A 21,393-nucleotide genomic window follows, 5' to 3' on the forward strand; every position below is an offset into this window, starting at 1 on the left:
GTCGGCGATGCGTCGGACCGCCCGCAGGTCATGCGAGACGAACACCATCGCGACGCCGGTGCGCTCCCGCAGCCGTTCCAGGAGCGTCAGCACCGCGTCCTGCACGGTCGCGTCGAGTGCGGTCACGGGCTCGTCGAGCACGAGGACCGCCGGGTCGGTCGCCAGCGCCCGGGCGATCGCCAGCCGCTGCCGCTGCCCGCCGGAGAGCGTCAGGGGCGAACGGCTGCGGAGCGCGGGGTCGAGCTCGACCTGCCGCAGCGCCCGGTCCACCCGGTCACCGAGGTCGCCCGTCGCCCGTCGAGCCGCGCCGTCCGTCAGCGCGTCGGCGAGCACCCGCTCCACGCTCCAGCGCTCGTCGAACGTTGCGCCGGGGTCCTGCACGACGGCGGAGACCCGTCGGCGTCGGGGTCGTCGCTCGCGTTCGGGGAGCGGTGCCCACGGCTCGCCGTCGAGGGTCACGGTGCCCGTGTCGGGGTCCTCGAGGCCGAGGAGCATCCGGACGACGGTCGTCTTGCCCGAGCCCGACGCCCCGACGACGCCGAGCGACCGCCCGCGCTCGATGCCGAACGACACCCCGCTGACGGCGTCGACGCGGTCGTAGGCCTTCCGCAGGTCCTGCGCCACCAGCACGGCCGCGCTGTGGGCCGGGTCGTGCGAGGTTGCACACTCCGTGCGAGGGTCGGACCCCCGCACGGAGTGTGCAACCTCGCACCGGTCGACAGACCGCGCACCGTGCGCTTCGGTACCGGCACCAGCGGCACGGGCCGTGGCGACGACACCGTGCGCGGCAGCAGCGACGAGCGCCCGCGTCACCGGGTGCTCCGGCGCGCGCAGCACCCGCGTCACCGGACCCGACTCCACGACCCGCCCGGCGTCCATCACGACGACCCGGTCGGCCCACCCGGCGACGAGCCCGATGTCGTGCGTCACGACGAGCAGCCCGGCGCCCCGCTCCTGTGCCGCGCGGAGCTGTTCCATCACCCGGACGGCGACCCCGGCGTCCAGCGCCGTGGTGGGTTCGTCGGCGACGACGAGCGCCGGCGCCCCGATCGTCGCCGCGGCGATGAGCGCCCGCTGCCGCATGCCGCCGGACAGCGTGCCGGCGAGCCGCCCGTCGGAGGCGATCGCGGGGTCGAGCCCGACGCCCTCGAGCGCGTCGCGCACGGCGTCCACGCGCTCCCTGGCGCTCAGCTCGGTGTGCAGCCGCAGGGTGTCGGCGACCTCGCGCCCGACCGGACGCAGCGGGTCCAGGGCGCCCAGGGCCTCCTGGCCGACGTAGCCGACGCGCGATCCGCGGACCGTCCGCCAGCGCCGTTCCGTGAAGGCGCGGACGTCGAGCCCGGCGACCTCGAGCCGTTCGGCACGGACGGCGGAGCCGGACGCGGAGAGCCCGAGCAGGGCCCGGACGGTGACGGTCTTGCCGGAGCCGGACGCACCCACGAGCGCGACGCACTCGCCGGCAGCGACGTGCAGGTCGACGTCGTGGACGAGCGCCTCGCCGCCGATCGTGACGGACAGTCCGTGGGCCTCGAGGACGTTCACCGCAGCGCTCCTGTTCGTCGGAGTGCCCGGCCGAGCACGGTCACGGCGGTCGCGAGCACGACGATCGCCAGCCCGGGGAAGGTGCTCATCCACGGCGCGGTCAGCAGGTACGTGCGGCCGTCGGCCAGCATCGCGCCCCACTCCGGTGCCGGCGGCGGTGTCCCGACGCCGAGGTAGCTCAGCGCCGAGGCCCAGACGACCGCCTGCCCGATGCCGAGCGTGCCCACGGCGACGACCGGCCACAGCGCGGCGGGCAGCACGTGCCGGATGACGATCCGGGCGGGGGAGCGCCCGAGCAGCACCGCGGTCTCGACCACCTGCGAGGACCGTGCCGACCGGACGAGCCCCCGGACGATGCGGGCGTAACCGGGCGCCGTGGCGAACCCGACCGCGAGCATCGCCGGCACCGGACCGGGCCCGGTCACCGCGATGACGACGAGCGCGACGAGGAGCAGGGGGAGGGCGAACGCGACCTCGGTGACGCGCCCGACGACGGCGTCGACGACCCGTCCGCCGAGGCCGGCCACGACGCCGAGCACCACCCCGACGACCCCGCCGACCAGGGTCGCGACGACCCCGACCAGCAGGCTCGCGCGGGCGCCGGCCACGACCCGCGCCAGGACGTCACGCCCGGACTCGTCCGTACCGAACACGTGGCCGGGGCCGGGAGCGAGCAGCGCCTCGGTCGGGTGCACCGCGAGCGGGTGCGCGCCGCCGAGCACCGCCGGCCACACGGCGGCGACGACCGCCAGCGCGACGACCCCCGCCGCCACCAGACCGGCCGGTCCGAGCGTCCCCCCACGGAACCGCTCGGACCGGTCACGGCCGCTGCCGGTGTCGGCCGGGAGGCTCGGCTCGGCGATCCCGCTCACCGCGCGCCCGCCCCGTGCCCGGCCCCGGCAGCCCCGGCCCCGGCGTCCCCGGCGTTGGCGTCGCCAGCCCGCTGAGATCGCACTCCGTGTCGCCTCCCAGCGCCAGGACCCGACACGGAGTGCGATCTCGGCGCATCGGGAGCGCGGGAACCGCGCGGGTCGACGGCCCGCTCGACGAGGTCGGCCACCGCGAGCACCACGACGTAGGCCGCCGCGGAGACGAGTGCGATGCCCGCCACGAGCGGCATGTCCCGCTGGGTCACGGCGGTCACGAGGGCACGCCCGATGCCGGGCAGCGCGAACACCGACTCCACGACGACGGCCCCGGACACCAGGGACCCGAAGGCCCAGGCGGACAGGGCGATCCCGGGCAGTGCCGCGTGCCGGAGCAGGTGGCGTCCGAACAAACCGGCGCGGGTCTCGCCCCGGCCGCGGGCGGCGAGCGCGAAGGCCGAGCGCTGGGCGTCGACCACGCCGTCGCGGACCGTCTCGGCGAGGTACCCGGCGACCGGCACCGCGACCGTCAGCACGGGGAGCACCCACCCCCGGACGCTGCCGTCGCTGACCGCGGGCACCCAGCCGAGAGCGCTCGCGAAGACGACGATCAGGACGCTGCCGAGCCAGAAGTGCGGCGTGACGCTCGCCGTGACCGAGATCGCGCTCGTCAGCGCCGCGGCGACCCGGCCACGCTGCGTGGAGCACCACGCGGCGACGATCGCGAGCACCCACGCGACGACGAGCCCGGCGACCGCCAGGGTCAGCGTCACCGGGAGCTGCTGCCCGAGGAGCGTCGCCACGGGCGTGCGGAACGCGTACGAGTCCCCGAGCTGCCCGGACGCCAGGCGGCCGAGGAACACCGCGTACTGCACGAGCACCGGCCGGTCGAAGCCGTAGTCCTGGCGCACCTGCGCGACCGCGGCGGCCGAGGCCTGCGACCCCGGTCCACCGATGACCGCGAGCGCCGGGTCACCGGGGATGAGCCGGATGGCGACGAAGACGATCGTCGCCACCGCCCAGAGCACCCCGATGCCGCCGACCGCACGCCGGAGCACCCAGCGCGACCAGTGCCCTGCGACCGCAGCGGCGCCGGAGCGTCGCCCGTCTGTGGGACGCCTGGGGAGCCTCCTGTCCGTCACCGCGTCAGCGGTCGATCCAGGCGGTGCCGAACCACGGGGTGGAGACCGCGGTGGTCTCGATGCCGTGGACGGCCGAGCGGTACAGGAAGTGGTTCTGCTGGTCGTAGAGCGGCAGGACCGTGCCGCTGGCCAGGATCTTCTGCTGCGCCTCCTTGTACAGGGTGCCGCGCTCGCCGGAGTCGGACGTCCGTGCCGCACGCTGCAGGAGGTCGTCCACGGCCGGGTCGTCGAGCTGCGCGAGGTTGGCGAAGTAGCCCGACGGTGCCGGGGTGATGCTCGCGCTGTCGTAGAGGATGCGGAGCACGTCGGCGCCGACCTTCGTGTACGGGGCGCTCACGACGTCGTACTGGTTCTTCGCCAGGGCCCCGTACCAGCTGGACAGGTCGAGCTCCTCGAGCTGCACCTTGATGCCGACCTCGGCCTCGGACGCCTGGATCTGCTGGAACAGGCTGCGCTCGGCGGGGACCGACTGGTTCGTCGAGACCGGGAACGTGACCGTGAGCTGCTTGCCGTCCTTCTCCCGGACGCCGTCGCTGCCGACCTTCCAGCCGGCGTCGTCGAGGAGCTGCTTCGCCTTCGACGGGTCGTGGTCGAACAGCTGCTCGTCGGAGTACCCGTACGGCTCGACGCTGGAGAGCACCGAGTACGAGCGCTTCGCGGTGCCGAGGAACAGCGAGCTGATGCCGGGGTTGATCTCGGCGCCGGCGATGAAGGCCTTGCGCACGGCCTCGTCCTGGAACACGCCGTGCCCGGAGTTCAGCTCGAGGCGGTTCGACGCACCGGGCCGCGGGGCGTCGAGGTCGCGGATGGCGGCCTTCGCGGACGCGGCCTTGAGCTGGTCGGGCTGCGCGTTGTCGATGACGTCGACCTGGCCGGACTGCAGCGCCGCGTAGCGCGAGGTGGCGTCGGGGAGGAAGCGCCACGTGATGCCGGAGAGGCGCGGTTTGGTGGACCCCCAGTACTCCGCGTTCTTCGCGAGCGTGACCCGGTCGCCGTGCTTCCAGTTCGTGATCGTGAACGGGCCGGTGCCGACGGGTGACTCGCAGTTCACCGCCTGTGAGCGGTCGAGCGCCTTCGGGCTCTCCATGCCGACCCACGGCTGCGAGAAGGACTCCAGCAGGGCACTGTCCGGGCGGCTCAGCGCGAGCGTGACGGTGTGGTCGTCGGTGGCGGTCGCTGTCGTGATGGACTGCAGCGCGAGGTAGCCCGTGCTCGACGCCGTCTTCGGGTCCTGCACGTGTTCGATGTTGCGCACCACGGCGGCGGCGTCGAACGGAGTGCCGTCGGTGAACGTGACGTCGTCGCGGAGCGTGAACGTCAGGGTCCTGCCGTCGTCGCTCGTGGTCCACTTCGTCGCGAGGGCGGGCACGGGCATGCCGTCCCGCAGCCCGACGAGCTCCTCGATGTACTGGGTCGAGAGCAGCGCCTGCGGGTAGTTGCCGCCGACGTGCGGGTCGAGGCAGGTCGGTTCGGCGTCGCCCGAGGCGTACGTGAGCGTGCCGCCGGCGACCGGGGTGCTGCTCGTGGTGCTCGCGCCCGAACCGGTGCAGGCCGTCAGGGCGAGCAGGATCGTCGCGGCGCCCGCGACAGCGCTGGCAGCGCGCATCCGAGCTTTCTGTACTGAGTCCAACATCATGGCGAACCGAGTCTAGCTGTTCAATGGGGACATGGATGAACGCAGTCGCCGCGGGGGACGACCACGCCGCTCGAGCGCCGAGGTGCTCGCGGACGCGGCGGCGGAGCTGTTCCTCGAACAGGGCTACGGCCGCACGACCGTGGACCAGGTCGCCGCCAGGGCCGGGGTCAGCCGGGCGACCTTCTTCAACTACTTCCCGGCGAAGTCCGACGTGATGTGGCTCGAGCTCGACGCCGCCGTCGCCGCGCTGCCGGAGCTGCTCGCGGCGTCCACCGAGCCCACGGCCGTCCGCGCGGTCGAGGACGCCCTGCTCGCCGCAGCCCGTGCCCACGACCCGGAGCGGGTGCCGTGGGCGGTGGCGCAGGCGGAGGTGATGGGGATCGGTGCCGAGCTCGTCGCCAGCGTGGCCGCGCGGGTCATGGCCCAGCACGCCGCCGTCGCCGCGTTCGTGGGGCGGCGGACCGGGGAGCAGGCCGGGGCGCTCTGGCCGCAGACGGTGTCGGGCGCGATGCTCGGGGCAGCGGCGGCGGCGTTCGGGGTGTGGGTCGCAGACGGGGTCGGCCGCCGGGCCCTCGTCGAGTACGTCGCCGCGGCGCTGACCCCGGTGGTCGCGGGGCTCGACGCGCGCTGAGGCGTCAGGCCCGCAGCGTCCCCGCGCCGCCCGACGCCACGTCCTCCACCGTCCCGTCCCGCACGGTCTGCGGGATCTCGTCGCCGGTGGGCACGAGCGCCACGTCGTCCGGGTAGCTCAGGGTGAGGACCGCCTCCTCGATGTACTGGCTCTCCTCGAGCGACTTCTCGACGTCCCGCAGTCGGACGGCCACGTGGGACTCGTCCTCGTTGCCGGTGAGGTCGACCGCCGCGACGAGGTACACGCGGGACGGCCCGACGAACTCCAGGTGCAGGTAGGTCACGCGCTCGACCTGCTTGCGGGCGAGCAGCTCGACGAGCACCGCGTTCTCCAGCTCGGGGGAGGTGCTCTCGCCGAGCAGGAACCGGCGGTTGCGGTCGATGAGCACGATCGCCACGACGCCGAGCAGCAGGCCGACCGCGATCGAGCCGATGGCGTCGAAGACCGCCAGGCCGGTGACCTGGTGCAGGAACACCCCGAGGAACGCGATGACCAGGCCGACGAGGGCGGCGGCGTCCTCGGCGAAGACGGCACGGAGCGTCGGGTTGGAGGACTGCAGCACGTGCCGCAGCACCGGCACCTTCCGCTTCGTCGCCGCCCCGTGCGCCTGGCGGTACGCCTGCAGGAAGCTCGTGCCCTCGAGGCAGAACGACAGCGCGAGCACGACGTAGTTGAGCACGACGTCCTCGGCCGGCCCGGTCTCCCCGAGCTCCGAGATGCCGTGGTAGATCGAAACGATCGCGCCGGCGGTGAACAGCCCGAACGCGGCGAACATCGACCAGATGTAGGTCTCGCGGCCGTACCCGAGCGGGTGAGCCGCGTCCCGCTTCTTCGCTCCCCGCCGCTCGGCGATGAGCAGGAAGATCTCGTTGCCGGTGTCGGCCCACGAGTGCGCGGCCTCGGCCACCATCGACGCCGACCCGGAGACGAGCGCAGCGATCGACTTCGCGATGGCCACGAGCAGGTTCGCCCCGAAGGCGATGATGACGGTCAGCATGGACTCGGGACGGTCCTGCTGCTGTTCAGACGACGGCATCACTCAAGCATGCTCCCGTCCGGTAAAGTCGTGTTCCACAGGCATCGATCCGGCCATCACCGGGGAGTCATCCGGAAGAACGCGGACCGTCTCGACGGGCCGTCAGTAGAACCGGACGGGTTCGGGACCGTCACCATCCCCGACGACGAGCGGTCGTCCCGGTCCCACCGGCACGGCAAGCGAGGTGGTACCGCGGAGCCCTCGGGCCCCGTCCTCGTGGAGACGAACCGAACCCACAGGAGCCCCCGTGCGTTACCCGCTCACCTCGAACACCGACGGCGTCACCCCGTCGCCCTCCTTCCCCGCCGTCGAGCAGGGGATCCTCGCCTTCTGGAAGGGCGACGACACCTTCCGCGCGTCGATCGAGGCCCGCAACGGCTGCGACGAGTGGGTCTTCTACGACGGCCCGCCCTTCGCGAACGGCCTGCCGCACTACGGGCACCTGCTCACCGGCTACGCGAAGGACGTCTTCCCGCGCTACCAGACCATGCGCGGCAAGCAGGTGCACCGCCGCTTCGGCTGGGACACGCACGGGCTCCCCGCCGAGCTCGAGGCCATGCGCCAGCTCGGCATCACGGAGAAGCACGAGATCGACACCATGGGCGTCGACGTCTTCAACGCCGCGGCGCGGAAGTCGGTGCTGCAGTACACCGACGAGTGGCAGCAGTACGTCACCCGCCAGGCGCGCTGGGTCGACTTCGAGGACGACTACAAGACCCTCGACGTCACCTACATGGAGAGCGTGCTGTGGGCGTGGAAGCAGCTCTGGGACAAGGGGCTGGCGTACGAGGGCTTCCGGGTCCTGCCGTACTGCTGGAACGACCAGACCCCGCTCTCGAACCACGAGCTGCGCATGGACGACGACGTCTACCAGATGCGCCAGGACCAGTCCGTGACGGTGTCCTTCCCGCTGCAGGGGGCCCGCGCTTCCGAGCTCGGTCTGGACGGCGTGCGGGCGCTCGCCTGGACGACGACCCCGTGGACGCTCCCGACGAACGCCGCGCTGGCGGTCGGGCCGGCGGTCGCCTACGTGGTGCTTCCGGCTGGGCCGGGAGGCTCCGCTGACGGCGGCAGCGCCGGTTCTGACAGCTACATGCTCGCCGCCGACACCGTGGCCGCCTACGCGAAGGACCTCGGCTACGAGACGGCCGAGGCCGCTGTCGCGGCCGTCACGCGTGAGCTGCAGGGCCGCGAGCTCGACGGTGTCGAGTACGAGCGCCTGTTCGACCACCTCGCCGACACCGAGGGCATGGAGAACGGCTGGAAGATCCTGGTCGCGGACTACGTCGAGACGGGTGAGGGCACCGGCATCGTGCACCAGGCCCCGGCGTACGGCGCTGACGACCAAGAGGTCTGTGCCGCCGCCGGGATCCCCGTGGTGCTCTCCCTCGACGAGGGCGGCGTCTTCACGTCGCAGTTCGGCGACGTGGCCGGCCTGCTGTGGTCGGACGCGAACAAGCCACTGACCAAGGCCGTACGCGACGCCGGACGGCTCCTCCGCCAGGCGTCCTACGAGCACAGCTACCCGCACTGCTGGCGCTGCCGCAAGCCCCTCATCTACAAGGCCGTCTCGTCGTGGTTCGTCCGCGTCACCGAGATCCGCGACCGCATGGGCGAGCTGAACCAGGACATCACCTGGGTGCCGGACAACGTCAAGGACGGCCAGTTCGGCAAGTGGGTCGGCAACGCCATCGACTGGTCGGTCTCCCGCAACCGCTACTTCGGCACGCCGATCCCGGTGTGGGTGTCCGACGACCCGGCGTACCCGCGGCAGGACGTCTACGGCTCACTGGCGGACATCGAGCGCGACTTCGGCCGCCTGCCGGTGGACGCCGAGGGCAACGTCGACCTGCACCGCCCGTTCATCGACGACCTGACCCGCCCGAACCCCGACGACCCCACGGGGAACTCGACCATGCGCCGGATCTCCGACGTGTTCGACGTCTGGTTCGACTCCGGGTCGATGCCGTACGCCCAGGTGCACTACCCGTTCGAGAACCGTGAGTGGTTCGACACCCACAGCCCCGCCGACTTCATCGTCGAGTACATCGGGCAGACCCGCGGCTGGTTCTACGTCATGCACGCGCTCTCCACCGCGCTGTTCGACCGACCGGCGTTCACGAACGTCATCAGCCACGGCATCGTCCTCGGGTCCGACGGCCAGAAGATGTCGAAGTCGCTCCGCAACTACCCGGACGTCTCCGAGGTCTTCGACCGCGACGGCGCCGACGCGATGCGCTGGTTCCTGATGTCCTCGTCGGTGATCCGCGGCGGCAACCTCGTCGTCACCGAAGAGGGGATCCGCCAGGGCGTCCGCGAGTTCCTGCTGCCGTTCTGGTCGACGTACTACTTCTTCACGCTGTACTCGAACGCCTCCGGCGCCGACGGCTACCAGGCATCGCGGCGCACGGACAGCACCGACGTCCTCGACCGGTACCTCCTCGCGAAGACCCGCGTGCTCGTCACCGACGTCACGACGCACCTCGACGCGCTCGACACACCGCTCGCGGCGCAGGCCATCCGCGACTTCGCCGACGTGCTCACGAACTGGTACGTCCGCCGCTCGCGTGACAAGTTCTGGCTCGGCGCCGCGTCGTCGTCCTCGGCGAAGGACGCCTTCGACACGCTCTTCACGGTGCTCGAGACCCTCGCGCGGGTCGCGGCCCCGCTCGCACCCCTGGTGTCCGAGGAGATCTGGAAGGGCCTGACCGGCGGCCGCAGCGTGCACCTCACCGACTGGCCCGACGCCGCCGAGTTCCCCGCCGACGACGCCCTCGTCACGGGGATGGACCGCGTCCGGGACGTGGCCTCGAAGGGCCTCGCGCTCCGCAAGGCGACGGGCAAGCGTGTGCGCCTGCCGCTCGCCACGCTGACGCTCGTGCTGCCGGACAGCGACGCCGTCGAGCCGTTCACGGACATCCTCCGCGACGAGCTCAACGTCAAGCGGGTCGTGCTCGAGGCCCAGGCTGAGGAGTCGCTGGCGCAGTACGGCATCGAGCGCAAGCTCACCGTCAACGCCCGCGCTGCCGGCCCCCGCATCGGCAAGGCCGTGCAGCAGGTCATCCCGGCCGCCAAGAAGGGCGACTGGGTGGCGACCGACACCGGCGTGACCGTCGGTGGCATCGACCTCGTCGAGGGCGAGTACACGCTCGACCTCACCGTCGCCGACGCCGCCACCGCGGTCGCGTTCCTCGACGGCGGCGGGTTCGTGGTGCTCGACACCGTGACCACGCCCGAGCTCGAGTCCGAGGGGCTCGCCCGCGACGTCGTCCGTGCCGTGCAGCAGGCCCGTCGTGACGCCGACCTCGACGTCAGCGACCGCATCGTCCTGACGCTCGGCGCCGACACCGTGGCCGCGGACGCCGTCCGGACCCATCAGGACCTCATCGCGGGGGAGACCCTCGCAACGACCATCGACGTGGTGGAGACCACGTTCGCCGACGGCGAGGGCACCGTCGTCGGTGACGGTGCAAAGGTGTCCGTGGAGGTGGCACGCGCATGAGCGACAGCAACCACGACCAGCACGACGACGGTCAGGACGACGGCATCCGCCACGACGCCGACGGGATCGAGATCCCCGTCGGACCGTCCGGTGACACCAACCCGGCCGAGTCCGTGCCGTTCGGCGGGGACGACGACGAGGTCAAGCGCGTCGAGGCCGCCCTGTACGCCAGGATCGGCGAGCAGTCGCCCGAGCACCGGCTGACCGCGACCCGGCGCGCCGTCGAGCTCCTCGGCGACCCGCACCTGGCGTACCCGGTCATCCACATCACCGGCACGAACGGCAAGACCTCGACCGCCCGGATGGCCGAGAGCATCATCCGCGCGCACGGACTCCGCACCGGACTCATGACGAGCCCACACCTGGTGTCGATCCGGGAGCGCATCGTCATCGACGGCGAACCCATCGCGGCCGACCGCCTCGTCGAGAACTGGGACGACATCACCCCGATCCTCGACATGACCGACGCCGAGCTCACCGCCAAGGGCGAGCTCCCGCTGACGTTCTTCGAGGCCCTGACGGTGCTCGCCCTGGCGTGCTTCGCCGAGGCGCCCGTCGACGTCGCCGTGATCGAGGTCGGCATGGGCGGCGAGTGGGACTCCACCAACGTCGTCCAGAGCCAGGTGCAGGTGTTCACCCCGATCGCCATCGACCACGCCAAGCAGCTCGGCAACACCGTCGCCGAGATCGCCCGGACCAAGTCGGGGATCATCAAGCCGTCCTCGGCGGTCGTGTCGAGCGCGCAGGTGCCGGAGGCGCTCGCCGAGCTCGAGCGGGCCGCCGAGCTCACCGAGTCGTCCCTGGCAGTCGAGGGCAAGGGCTTCAGCGTGCTCGACGTCACCCCGGCCGTCGGTGGCCAGCTCATCACCGTGCAGGGCGTGGCCGGGCGCTACGACGACCTCTTCCTGCCGCTGTTCGGCGCGCACCAGGCCCACAACGCCGCCGTCGCCATCGCCGCGGTCGAGTCGTTCATCGGGCGCGGGTCGCAGCCGCTCGACCAGGACGTCCTCAGCGAGGGGCTCGCCGGCGCCACCAGTCCCGGTCGCCTGCAGCCCATCGCCCAGGACCCGACCGTCGTGGTCGACGCCGCGCACAACCCCCATGGCGCGAAGGCCCTCGCCGAGGCGCTGCCGGTCGCGTTCCCCTCCGGACACGTCGTCGGCGTGGTCGGCATCCTCGCCGACAAGGACGCGCGCGGGTTCGTCCGGGCGCTCCGGGACACCGTCCGGACGTTCGTCGTGACCCAGCCGCCGGGGGAGCGGGCGCTCGACGCCGACGCCTTCGCGCGGATCGTGGTCGACGAGGTCGGCGGCGACCGCGTCGTCGTCGAGCCGGTGCTCGCGCAGGCCCTGCAGGAGGCCCGCGACCTCGCGGACGAGGACGACGCCGACGACGCCATGGTGCTCGTCGCCGGGTCGATCGTCATGGTGGGCGCCGTCATGGAGCTGGTCCACCGGGAAGGCGGGGCGAAGTGACGGACGCAGGGGGAGCCTCCCGGCCGGGTCGACAGCCGCGCACGCGGCGACCGCGACGCGACCGCGGAGCCCAGGAGAGCCTGCTCTCCATCACGCTCGTGCTCGAGGCGATCATGTTCTTCTTCCCGATGCTCGTCGTGTTCGGCAAGCACACCCTGCCCGCCGGAGTGGCCTTCGGTGGCGGCCTCGCGGCCATCGTCGTGCTGGCGCTCGCGTCGCGTCTGACCGGCAGTCGTGCCGGTGTATGGTTCGGGTGGCTGCTCCAGGCGGCCATCCTCGCGACCGGCTTCATCGAGCCGTTCATGTTCGCGGTGGGCGTGGTGTTCCTGGCGCTGTGGGTGTTCTGCTTCGCCAAGGGCGCGCAGCTCGACCGCCAGAACGCCGCTGCACGACGTGCCGCCGCCGAGGACTGATCCCATCCACCCCCGAACTCCAGGGAGCACCGCTGTGTCCGACTTCGAAGAGACCCTCGTCCTCGTCAAGCCCGACGGCGTCGCCCGCCAGCTCACCGGTGAGGTCCTGCGCCGCATCGAGGCCAAGGGCTACGAGATCGTCGACCTCAAGATGCTGACCGCCCCGCGTGACCTCCTCGACGCGCACTACGAGGAGCACCAGGGCAAGCCGTTCTTCGAGCCGCTCGTCGAGTTCATGCAGTCCGGCCCGGTCGTCGCCGTGCGCGTCGCCGGCAACGGCGTCATCGCGGGCTTCCGCTCGCTCGCCGGCACCACCGACCCGACCTCGGCCGCGCCCGGCACCATCCGCGGTGACCTCGGCCGTGACTGGGGCCTCAAGGTGCAGCAGAACCTGGTGCACGGCTCCGACAGCGCCGAGTCGGCCGCCCGCGAGCTGGGCCTCTGGTTCTCCTGACGCATCGCGCACCCGCGAACGACGAAGGCCCCCACACTCACTGAGTGCGGGGGCCTTCGTCGTGCGGGCTACTTGGTCGAGCCGCCGTTCTGCTCGACGAACGCGGCGAAGGAGTCGGTGTCGCTCCAGGCGCTGGTGTTGTCGGCGTTGTACTGCTTGCCGTTGACGATGACCGTCGGGGTGCCGGTGAGCTTCGGGACGTCCGAGTTCGCGAGGGGCTCGGTGAGCACGCGGTTCGTGGCGTCGGCGACCCAGTTGGCGAAGCGCTGGTCCGTGATGCAGGACGCGACGTCCTTGTTGGTGGCACCGGCGCCCTCGGCGATGTCCGCGAGCTTCTGGTTCGTCAGGCCGCGGGTGCTCTCGGACGGCTGGTTGGCGTAGAAGGCCGTGTTGACGTCGAGGAAGGCGTCGGGGTCGTAGTTCGCGACACAGGCCGCAGCGGCGGCGGCACGGGTCGAGTACTTCGAGCCGAGCGAGACGCGGTCGAGCAGGTTGAACGGGTGGATCTCGAGCGTGGCCGAGCCGTCCTGCACCCACTTCTTGATCTGCGGCATGTTGCCGGTCTCGAACTGGTTGCAGACGGGGCACATGTAGTCCTCGTACACCGTGATGTTCGCGACCGAGCTGTCCTGCTTGGTGGCGGTCGGCTTGCCCTTCTCCGGGATCGCCTTCGTCTCGACGGGGACGATCTTGCCGTTCTGCCCCTGCAGCACGATGCCGTCGCTCGCCATGTTCTTCGGCCCCGGGCCCGCCGGCTGCACCGAGTTCGCGATGACCAGCACCACGACCGCGACGATCGCCAGGGCCCCGACGATGATGCCGCTGATCGTCAGCGTGCGGTTGCGGCGCCTGCGGGCCTGGTCCTTCGCGCGCTGGGCGGCGGCGCGCTCGCGGGCCGCGTTCCTGCGAGCCTTCTTGCTCTCGTTGTCGCTCATCGGGAACGAGCGTAACGGCTGCCGACGCGCCGACGCGGCGTCCTGGCTGAGAAGAGCCCAGGAATCGGGTGACACGTCACCGAGTTCGCATCGGCGTGCGCGTCAGGAGAACACCGGCGTGCGCGTCAGGAGAACCGGTCGTCCGGGCCACGGGACCCGGCGTCCGCGTCACAGGAACGACAGGACCGTGGGGAACTTGATCAGGATCGTCACCACGATGAAGAGGTAGTTCGCCAGGGGGAACGCCCAGCAGAACGGCAGCAGCGCCCGGCCGATGCGACGTCCACCGTCACCGAACGTGCCCCGGGACAGGTTCCAGATCGTGAACACCCAGAACATCGGGATCGTCATCGCCCACACGAGCATGCACCACGGGCAGAGCGCGCCGATGAACCAGACGGTCTGCGTGAAGAGCCACGTGACGAACACCCACGCCAGGAACACGCCGGCGTTGAACGCGATCCAGAACCACCTGGTGCCGCGGAACCCGGCGAGCAGCACCACGCCCACGGCGATCGGTGCCACGAAGCCCATCACGCCGATGAGCGGGTTCGGGAAGCCGAGGAGGTGCCCCTGCGCGCTCGTCATGACGTCCGAGCAGTTCACGAAGGGACTGACGTCGCAGGAGAGCACCGCCTTCGGGTTCTCGTACTTCGCGAACTCGTCGAGGACCAGGCGGAACGCCGCGTAGAGCGCGACGACGCCGGTGACGAGGAGCAGGATCGCGATCGCGACGGGACGACGGGTGGTGGGTGCTGTCGTGGTCACGGCGTCATCATGACACGGGCCTCCGACCGTTCTCCGTCGTCGCGTGCGACAATGACAGTCGTCGCACGGCCGATCCGTGTGACGACGAGAGCTTTCCGGGCGACAGCCCGGACGAACAAGGCACGGTGACAGCGTGCCGTGACCGGACGACGCGTCACTTCCGACGCCGGACCGGGTGGGGCCGGGTGCTCCGCTCGGGCGGACACGAGATGTCGACGCCGGACGGTCACTGACCAGCGAGTGCGGGTGGCGTGGCCGCCGCCCGCCACAACCACAGAGTTCCCGCCACCCGACAGGGCCAGCGCGGGGTCGAGGAGTGCACCAGTCCATGGTGGAGCAGAGCGAACACAACGCGAACGACAACAACGACGACGCACCGAAGCGACGGGGCCGCCTGTTCGGCGGACGCCGCGCCCGGTCGGGGCAGCAGACCGCCGGGGGCGTCCCGACGTCCACGGACGCGGTCGAGACCACCGGGGCGTCCGAGCCGAGCGCACCGGAGCAGGCCGCGACGGAGACGACCGAGCCGGTCGTGACCGATTCGGTCTCCGTGCAGGTCGACGTGCAGACCGGCGCGACCGCGGTGGCCCACGACGTCAGCACCCTCACCGGTGACCTGCCGGTCGTGGACGCCGAGGCGGTCGCCGCCCAGGCAGCCGACGCCGAGGTCGCCGCGGTGGCCGAGGCCGCCGGAGCGGACGACGCGCCCGAGACCGCCGTGGCCGACGCCGCTGCACTGGCGGACGAGCTGGCGACGACCCCGGAGCAGAGCACGGGTGCCGCGACGGAGGCCAGCACGGTCGCCGCGACGGGGGCCACCACGGCCGCCGCGACGGAGACCAGCACGGTCGCCGCGACGGGGGCCACCACGGCCGCCGCCCGCAACGCGCTCCGCTGGTCCGACGAGGACGGCGACACCGAGGCCGACGACGAGACCCCGACGGACTCGGACACGGCCGCGACCGACGAGCCCGCCGCGCCCGCGACCCCCGCGGCCGAGGCCCCCAAGGCGACCTCCACCCTCAGCCTGATCTTCCACGCCCCGGTCCTGCCGGAGCTCCCCGTCCGCGGCGCCCGGTCCGACCGGGACGACCGCTGGGACGAGGACGACGACCAGGAGTCCGGCAGCCGTCGTCGCACCCGTCGTCGTGGCAGCAGCGCCGACCGTGAGCCCCGCGAGCCGCGCGACCACCAGGAGCCCCGCCGCCGCGAGGTCGAGTACATCACCGAGCCCCAGAAGGTGAAGGGCTCCACCCGTCTCGAGGCCAAGAAGCAGCGTCGCCGCGACGGCCGTGACGCCGGCCGCCGTCGCCAGGTCGTGACCGAGGACGAGTTCCTCGCCCGCCGCGAGAGCGTCGACCGCCAGATGATCGTCCGCTCCAGCGCGGAGAAGATCGAGATCGGCGTCATCGAGGACAACGTCCTCGCCGAGCACTACGTCACCAAGTCGCACAACGTGTCGCTCATCGGCAACGTCTACCTCGGCAAGGTGCAGAACGTCCTCCCGTCGATGGAGGCCGCCTTCGTCGACATCGGCCGCGGCCGCAACGCCGTGCTCTACGCCGGTGAGGTCGACTGGAACTCCGTCGAGACCGGCAACCACGGCCGCCGCATCGAGGCAGCGCTCAAGCCGGGCGACAAGGTCCTCGTGCAGGTCACGAAGGACCCGGTCGGCCACAAGGGCGCCCGCCTGACCAGCCAGGTCTCGCTGCCCGGTCGCTACCTCGTCTACGTGCCGAACGGCTCGATGAACGGCATCTCGCGGAAGCTCCCGGACACCGAGCGCGCCCGCCTGAAGAAGATCCTCAAGGCGGTCCTGCCCGAGCACGCCGGCGTCATCGTCCGCACCGCGGCCGAGGGCGCCACCGAGGAGCAGCTGACGCGCGACGTCCAGCGCCTCACCGCGCAGTGGGAGGCCATCCAGAAGAAGGTCGCTGTCGGCCAGGCGCCGGTCATGCTCCACTCGGAGCCCGACCTGCTCGTGAAGATCGTCCGCGACGTCTTCAACGAGGACTTCACGAAGCTCATCATCGACGGCGACGCCGCCCGCGAGACGATCGAGGAGTACCTCGACGCCGTCGCGCCCGACCTCAAGGACCGCGTCGAGCTCTACGACGGCCCGGACTCCTTCGAGGAGCACCGCCTCAACGAGCAGGTCGAGAAGGCCCTGGACCGCAAGGTCTGGCTGCCCTCGGGTGGTTCGCTCGTCATCGACCGCACCGAGGCCATGACCGTGGTCGACGTCAACACGGGCAAGTTCGTCGGTTCCGGGGGCAACCTCGAGGAGACCGTCACGAAGAACAACCTCGAGGCCGCCGAGGAGATCGTCCGTCAGCTCCGGCTGCGGGACATCGGCGGGATCATCGTCGTCGACTTCATCGACATGGTGCTCGAGTCGAACCGTGACCTCGTCCTGCGTCGTCTCGTCGAGTGCCTCAGCCGCGACCGCACGAAGCACCAGGTCGCCGAGGTCACCTCGCTCGGCCTCGTGCAGATGACCCGCAAGAAGATCGGTGTCGGCCTGCGCGAGTCCCTCGACGAGGTCAACGCGAAGGTCAACGACAACAACGCCGACCCCGGTCCCTCCAAGGGGCGTCGCAAGGGGCGTGGCAACGGCTCCGAGGGTGCGTCCTCGGCCGGCAGCTCGAACGGGCCGCGCGGCAACGGCAACGGGAACGGCAACGGGTCCGGGTCGAACGGCTCCGGCGGCGAGCAGAAGGCGTCGCACGCACACCAGATCACGGACGACGTGAAGCACGCGCTGTCCCGGATCGCCGCGTCGACCATCGGCCACGAGGAGCCGGCCGCGTCGCCGACCGCTCCCGAGTCGTCGTCGTCCCCGGCTTCGGCACCCGCCGCACCCGCCGCACCGGCAGCGTCGGCGGCCCCCGCGGCCGCCGATGCCCCCGAGACGTCGACCGAGGGTGGCCCCAAGCGCCGTCGTCGTCGCGGTGGTCGTGCCAGCTCCGAGCAGAGCGCCCCGGCATCGACCGACGGCGTCCTGACGCTGCCGGCCCCGGCCGCCGCCACCGCCGCCCCGGCGGTCGCTCCCACCGAGCGCACCGCCGCGTCGACCGAGGCCCCGGCCGCGACCACGCCGGCCGCGACCACGCCGACGGCCGACGCAGCGACCGCGCCGGCACCCGAGCCGTCGACCCCGTCGACCCCGCCGACCCGTCGTCGGGCGTCCTCGTCCGCCACGGTCACCCCGGCCGACACCACGGTCGCCATCCTCGACATCCCCGTCGCGGTCACGAAGCGCGAGCCCCGCAAGGCACCCGACGCGGACTCCCTCCTCGACTCGGTCCTGCAGGCGCTCCCGGAGCCGAAGCAGCCCGGTCAGGGACGGTCCCGGTCGCGCCGTGTCTCGTCGGGCAGCATCAGCGCCCCGGCGACCACCGACGGTGCGGCCTCCGACGACGGCACCGTGATCCTGGGGAGCTAAGGTGGCGAACCCCGAGCACCGCCCGCAACCAGACGACCGCGGGTACTACGGCGCCGGGTGGCAGCAGCAGCCGCCGCAGCAGTACGCCCAGCAGCAGCAGCGCGGCGGCGGACCGGCCGGCGGCGGGTACCACCCGCCCCGGCCGCCCCGGCGGGCGGGGGACCCGACCAGGGCCTTCGCGCCCGGTGCCTCCGGCGCTGCGGTCGCCGGAGCGGCCATCGCGGTCGTCGGGGTGCTCGCGGTGCAGGCCCTGTCCGGCCTCATCGGGATGATCGGCACGAGCCTGTACGTCGGCCCGTTCGGCTCCTACGGCGGTCACAGCGTCGTGCTGAGCTTCGCCACGGCCGTCTTCCTGACGCCGTTCCCGTTCTACGCGGGCGCCTTCCTGGCGCTGGCGTTCCTCACGCCGATCACCCGGCGCAGCCCGCTGCCCGTCGTCCTGCTCCGCGCGGTCCTCGGCGGCGCCGCCGGCACGCTGGCCCTGGCGCTCGTCGGGATCGTCACGGGTGCCTACGGCGCGGTCGACGACGGGCCCAGGCGCCTGGTGACGGACGTCCTGACGTCGCCGCTGCAACGCGGTGTGCCGCTCACCGCGATGCTCCTCGCCGCCGCCACGGTGGCGTGGCTCTGGCTCGGCCGTCCCCGTGGCCGCACCGGACGCCCGGGTTCCGGCACGCCGGGCACGGTCCGTCCGGCGGACGCGGTCCCGCCGGCGACGGTGCAGCCCCAGCAGCCGCCCGCCCAGCAGTGGGCGCCCCCGCAGCAGCAGTGGGGACCGCCGCCGGGTCGCTGACCCGACGTGCCCTGGTCATGGCACCCACCGGACAGGAGGCTCGTGGCGACCCCGCCACGGGCCTCCTGTCCGTGCTGGGGGCGGCTCAGAAGCCGCGCTTGTCCCGCTGAGCGACCCGCAGACCGCTCCGGATCAGGCGGAGCACCAGCTCGCGCCCGGACACCGGCGTCGCGCCGAGCGCGACCAGTTCGTCGTAGCGGGCCTGCGGCACGTCGTAGTGGTCGTGGTCGAACGCCCGGCGTGGCACACCGGCACGTGCTGCGAATTCGTGGAGCTCCGCGTACGATAGGTCACTGACGAGGTGCGACCACACGGTTTCGTGGGCGGGCCACGTCGGTGGGTCGATCAACACGGTCACGTGTCCATGCTAGGCGCGTGTCGCCGTTTGACCGGACCCATGCCCATCGAGTACGCTCGATCCCTGGTGTCAACGGGCCGTTCTGCCTGTGTCGCCGGCCACCGGTTCCGCCGGTGGTCGCGCAGGAACAGACACCCGAGACTTCCCTCAAGCAGAGTTACGTAAGGATTTCCACGTGGTTTACGCAGTAGTGCGCGCCGGCGGCCGTCAGGAGAAGGTCGAGGTCGGCACGATCCTCACCATCGATCGCAAGAAGGCCGATGACCAGGGCAACATCGAGCTCGCGCCCGTGCTCCTCGTGGACGGTGACACCATCACCTCCGCCGCGACCGACCTGGCGAAGGTGACCGTCACCGCCGAGGTGCTCGAGGACCTCCGCGGCAAGAAGGTCATCATCCAGAAGTTCAAGAACAAGACCGGTTACAAGAAGCGCCAGGGCTTCCGCGCGGACCTCACGCGCGTCAAGGTCACCAAGATCGCGTAAGGCGGGAGCAGACAATGGCACACAAGAAGGGTGCGAGTTCCACTCGCAACGGTCGTGACTCGAACGCACAGCGCCTCGGCGTGAAGCGCTTCGGTGGCGAGGTCGTCAACGCCGGTGAAATCATCGTCCGCCAGCGTGGGACGCACTTCCACCCGGGCGCGAACGTCGGCCGCGGTGGCGACGACACGCTGTTCGCCCTGGCCGCTGGCTCGGTCGAGTTCGGCACCAAGGGTGGCCGCAAGGTCATCAACATCGTCGACGCCGTGAGCGTCTGACGACACAGTTCTCTGGATGAGGGGCGGGCCGCGTGCCTGCCCCTCATTCGTGTTTCGACGGCCCCGGCCGTCACTGGCGGCTCCGGTCGCCTCTGGTCTACGGAGAGTGAACAACCGATGGCGACGTTCGTCGACGACGTGATCCTGCACCTCAGCGCGGGGAACGGCGGCAACGGATGCGTGTCCGTTCGTCGCGAGAAGTTCAAGCCACTGGCCGGTCCGGACGGTGGCGACGGCGGCGACGGCGGCGACATCGTGCTCGTGGCCGACCCGCAGGTCACCACGCTGCTCGGCTACCACCGCTCGCCGCACCGCTCCAGCCGCAACGGCCAGCCGGGCATGGGCGACATGCGCAGCGGTCTCAGCGGAGCCGAGCTCGAACTCCCCGTGCCCGTCGGCACCGTGGTCTACGACGAGTCCGGCGAGCTGCTCGCGGACATGACCGAGCCGGGGATGCGCATCGTCGTGGCCCAGGGCGGTCAGGGTGGCCTCGGCAACGCCGCACTCGCCTCGACGAAGCGCAAGGCCCCCGGGTTCGCGCTCCTCGGCACCGACGGCGAGTCCAGCGACGTCCGGCTCGAGCTCAAGACGATCGCCGACGTCGCCCTGGTGGGGTACCCGAGCGCCGGCAAGTCCTCGCTCATCGCCGCGGTCTCCGCCGCGAAGCCGAAGATCGCCGACTACCCCTTCACCACGCTGACCCCGAACCTCGGCGTCGTCGAGTCGGGAGAGGTCCGCTTCACCGTCGCCGACGTCCCCGGGCTCATCGAGGGCGCGTCGGAGGGCAAGGGCCTCGGCCTCGAGTTCCTCCGCCACGTCGAGCGCTGTGAGGTCCTGCTGCACGTCATCGACTGCGCCACCCTCGACCCGGGCCGCGACCCGATCAGCGACCTCGACGTCCTGCTCCGCGAGCTGGAGCGCTACCCGGTCCCCGAGGGCCAGCTGCCGCTGCTCGAGCGCCCGCAGCTCATCGCGCTCAACAAGATCGACGTCCCCGACGCCGCCGAGCTGGCCGCGTTCGTGACCCCGGAGCTCGAGGCCCGCGGCTACCGCGTCTTCCCGATCTCCACCGCGTCGCACCAGGGCCTCCGCGAGCTGAGCTTCGCCCTCGGCGGCATCGTCGAGCAGGCCCGCCTCGCGAAGGCGGCCGAGCCGCTCCCGGAGCGCATCGTCATCCGACCGAAGGCCGTCGACGCCAAGGGCGGGTTCACCGTCCGTGCCGAGGGCGGCGAGGAGCACCGCTTCTACCGCGTCCGCGGGTCGAAGCCGGAGCGCTGGGTGCAGCAGACCGACTTCACCAACGAGGAGGCCATCGGCTACCTCGCCGACCGGCTCGCCAAGCTCGGCGTCGAGGACGGCCTGTTCAAGGCCGGGGCCGTCGCGGGCTCGACCGTCGTCATCGGTGGCGACGGCGGCATGATCTTCGACTGGGAGCCGACACTCACCTCGACCGCGGAGCTCATCACGAGTGCCCGTGGCACCGACGCCCGACTCGACCAGTCCGGGCGCCAGACGAGCAACGAGCGTCGACAGAACTACTACGAGCGGATGGACGCCAAGGCCGCCGCGCGTGCCGAGCTCGAGCAGGAGCGGAAGTCCGGCATGTGGGCCGACGCCGAGGACGAGCAGGACTGACCA

Annotated in this window: 18 protein-coding genes; 10 read left to right on the top strand and 8 right to left on the bottom strand. The window is 71.8% G+C overall.

Going from position 1 to position 21,393, the window contains the following annotated elements; genetic code table 11:
- From OXR63_RS02725 to OXR63_RS02740, 4 genes are all read right to left on the bottom strand, one after another.
- Positions 1-1,542 (bottom strand): ATP-binding cassette domain-containing protein (locus tag OXR63_RS02725; RefSeq protein ID WP_267419889.1); only part of this gene is annotated, 1,542 nt, incomplete at its 3' end.
- Positions 1,539-2,414, bottom strand: a complete 876-nt coding sequence (locus tag OXR63_RS02730; protein ID WP_267419891.1) for an ABC transporter permease — start codon at positions 2,412-2,414, stop codon at positions 1,539-1,541. The genes OXR63_RS02725 and OXR63_RS02730, both read right to left, overlap by 4 nt.
- Positions 2,411-3,466 carry an ABC transporter permease gene (locus tag OXR63_RS02735; RefSeq protein WP_267419893.1) on the bottom strand — a complete coding sequence of 352 codons (1,056 nt, stop codon included), beginning with the start codon at positions 3,464-3,466 and terminating at the stop codon, positions 2,411-2,413. Before OXR63_RS02735 ends, OXR63_RS02730 begins: the two co-directional genes overlap by 4 nt.
- Positions 3,467-3,554: 88 nt before the next feature.
- Entirely contained in the window at positions 3,555-5,156 is a 1,602-nt protein-coding gene (locus tag OXR63_RS02740; RefSeq protein ID WP_267419895.1) for an ABC transporter substrate-binding protein, read from the bottom strand.
- Positions 5,157-5,217: 61 nt separating this feature from the next.
- Here OXR63_RS02740 and OXR63_RS02745 point away from each other — a divergent pair, with 61 nt between their 5' ends.
- A complete protein-coding gene (locus OXR63_RS02745) occupies positions 5,218-5,817 on the top strand; it encodes a TetR family transcriptional regulator (protein ID WP_267419896.1) in 600 nt (199 codons plus the stop codon).
- A 4-nt stretch (positions 5,818-5,821) separates the two neighbouring features.
- On the opposite strand, the gene OXR63_RS02750 is transcribed toward OXR63_RS02745, so the two are convergent.
- A complete protein-coding gene (locus tag OXR63_RS02750; protein ID WP_267419897.1) occupies positions 5,822-6,853 on the bottom strand; it encodes a cation diffusion facilitator family transporter in 1,032 nt (343 codons plus the stop codon).
- Positions 6,854-7,100: 247 nt separating this feature from the next.
- On the opposite strand from OXR63_RS02750, the gene ileS reads away from it, so the two are divergent.
- The 4 genes from ileS to ndk are packed head-to-tail and all read left to right on the top strand — an operon-like array spanning position 7,101 to position 12,697.
- Positions 7,101-10,355: an isoleucine--tRNA ligase gene (gene ileS, locus OXR63_RS02755; protein ID WP_267419898.1), complete on the top strand. Its 3,255-nt coding sequence runs from the start codon at positions 7,101-7,103 to the stop codon at positions 10,353-10,355.
- Positions 10,352-11,830 (top strand): bifunctional folylpolyglutamate synthase/dihydrofolate synthase, encoded by a 1,479-nt coding sequence (locus OXR63_RS02760; RefSeq protein ID WP_267419899.1) that lies wholly within the window; start codon positions 10,352-10,354, stop codon positions 11,828-11,830. Before ileS ends, OXR63_RS02760 begins: the two co-directional genes overlap by 4 nt.
- On the top strand, positions 11,827-12,243 hold the full coding sequence (locus OXR63_RS02765) for a DUF4233 domain-containing protein (RefSeq protein WP_267419901.1): 417 nt from the start codon (positions 11,827-11,829) through the stop codon (positions 12,241-12,243). The genes OXR63_RS02760 and OXR63_RS02765 overlap by 4 nt, the downstream gene beginning before the upstream one ends.
- A 34-nt stretch (positions 12,244-12,277) precedes the next feature.
- A complete protein-coding gene (gene ndk / locus OXR63_RS02770) occupies positions 12,278-12,697 on the top strand; it encodes a nucleoside-diphosphate kinase (RefSeq protein ID WP_194627893.1) in 420 nt (139 codons plus the stop codon).
- Between the two features lie 68 nt (positions 12,698-12,765).
- Here the strand turns inward: ndk and OXR63_RS02775 are convergent, their stop codons facing one another.
- Positions 12,766-13,632, bottom strand: a complete 867-nt coding sequence (locus OXR63_RS02775) for a DsbA family protein (RefSeq protein ID WP_267419903.1) — start codon at positions 13,630-13,632, stop codon at positions 12,766-12,768.
- Between the two features lie 168 nt (positions 13,633-13,800).
- A complete protein-coding gene (locus OXR63_RS02780) occupies positions 13,801-14,400 on the bottom strand; it encodes a vitamin K epoxide reductase family protein (protein ID WP_267419905.1) in 600 nt (199 codons plus the stop codon).
- Between the two features lie 328 nt (positions 14,401-14,728).
- Between OXR63_RS02780 and OXR63_RS02785 the strand changes: the two genes are divergently transcribed.
- Together OXR63_RS02785 and OXR63_RS02790 are read left to right on the top strand one after the other, a co-directional pair.
- Positions 14,729-17,845 (top strand): Rne/Rng family ribonuclease, encoded by a 3,117-nt coding sequence (locus OXR63_RS02785; RefSeq protein WP_267419906.1) that lies wholly within the window; start codon positions 14,729-14,731, stop codon positions 17,843-17,845.
- 1 nt (position 17,846) lies between these two features.
- Positions 17,847-18,638: a hypothetical protein gene (locus OXR63_RS02790; protein WP_267419908.1), complete on the top strand. Its 792-nt coding sequence runs from the start codon at positions 17,847-17,849 to the stop codon at positions 18,636-18,638.
- 85 nt (positions 18,639-18,723) lie between these two features.
- Here OXR63_RS02790 and OXR63_RS02795 read toward each other — a convergent pair whose 3' ends face one another.
- A complete protein-coding gene (locus OXR63_RS02795; protein WP_267419910.1) occupies positions 18,724-18,996 on the bottom strand; it encodes a DUF4031 domain-containing protein in 273 nt (90 codons plus the stop codon).
- A 175-nt stretch (positions 18,997-19,171) separates the two neighbouring features.
- On the opposite strand from OXR63_RS02795, the gene rplU reads away from it, so the two are divergent.
- From rplU to obgE, 3 genes are all read left to right on the top strand, one after another.
- Positions 19,172-19,480, top strand: a complete 309-nt coding sequence (gene rplU / locus OXR63_RS02800) for a 50S ribosomal protein L21 (protein ID WP_071274205.1) — start codon at positions 19,172-19,174, stop codon at positions 19,478-19,480.
- A gap of 14 nt (positions 19,481-19,494) precedes the next feature.
- A complete protein-coding gene (gene rpmA / locus OXR63_RS02805; RefSeq protein WP_071274202.1) occupies positions 19,495-19,755 on the top strand; it encodes a 50S ribosomal protein L27 in 261 nt (86 codons plus the stop codon).
- Positions 19,756-19,872: 117 nt separating this feature from the next.
- Positions 19,873-21,390 carry a GTPase ObgE gene (obgE, locus tag OXR63_RS02810; protein ID WP_267419919.1) on the top strand — a complete coding sequence of 506 codons (1,518 nt, stop codon included), beginning with the start codon at positions 19,873-19,875 and terminating at the stop codon, positions 21,388-21,390.
- Positions 21,391-21,393 lie beyond the last annotated feature (3 nt).

The organism is Curtobacterium sp. GC_Cur_3, from assembly GCF_026544205.1.
In the GTDB taxonomy this organism is placed as follows: domain Bacteria; phylum Actinomycetota; class Actinomycetes; order Actinomycetales; family Microbacteriaceae; genus Curtobacterium.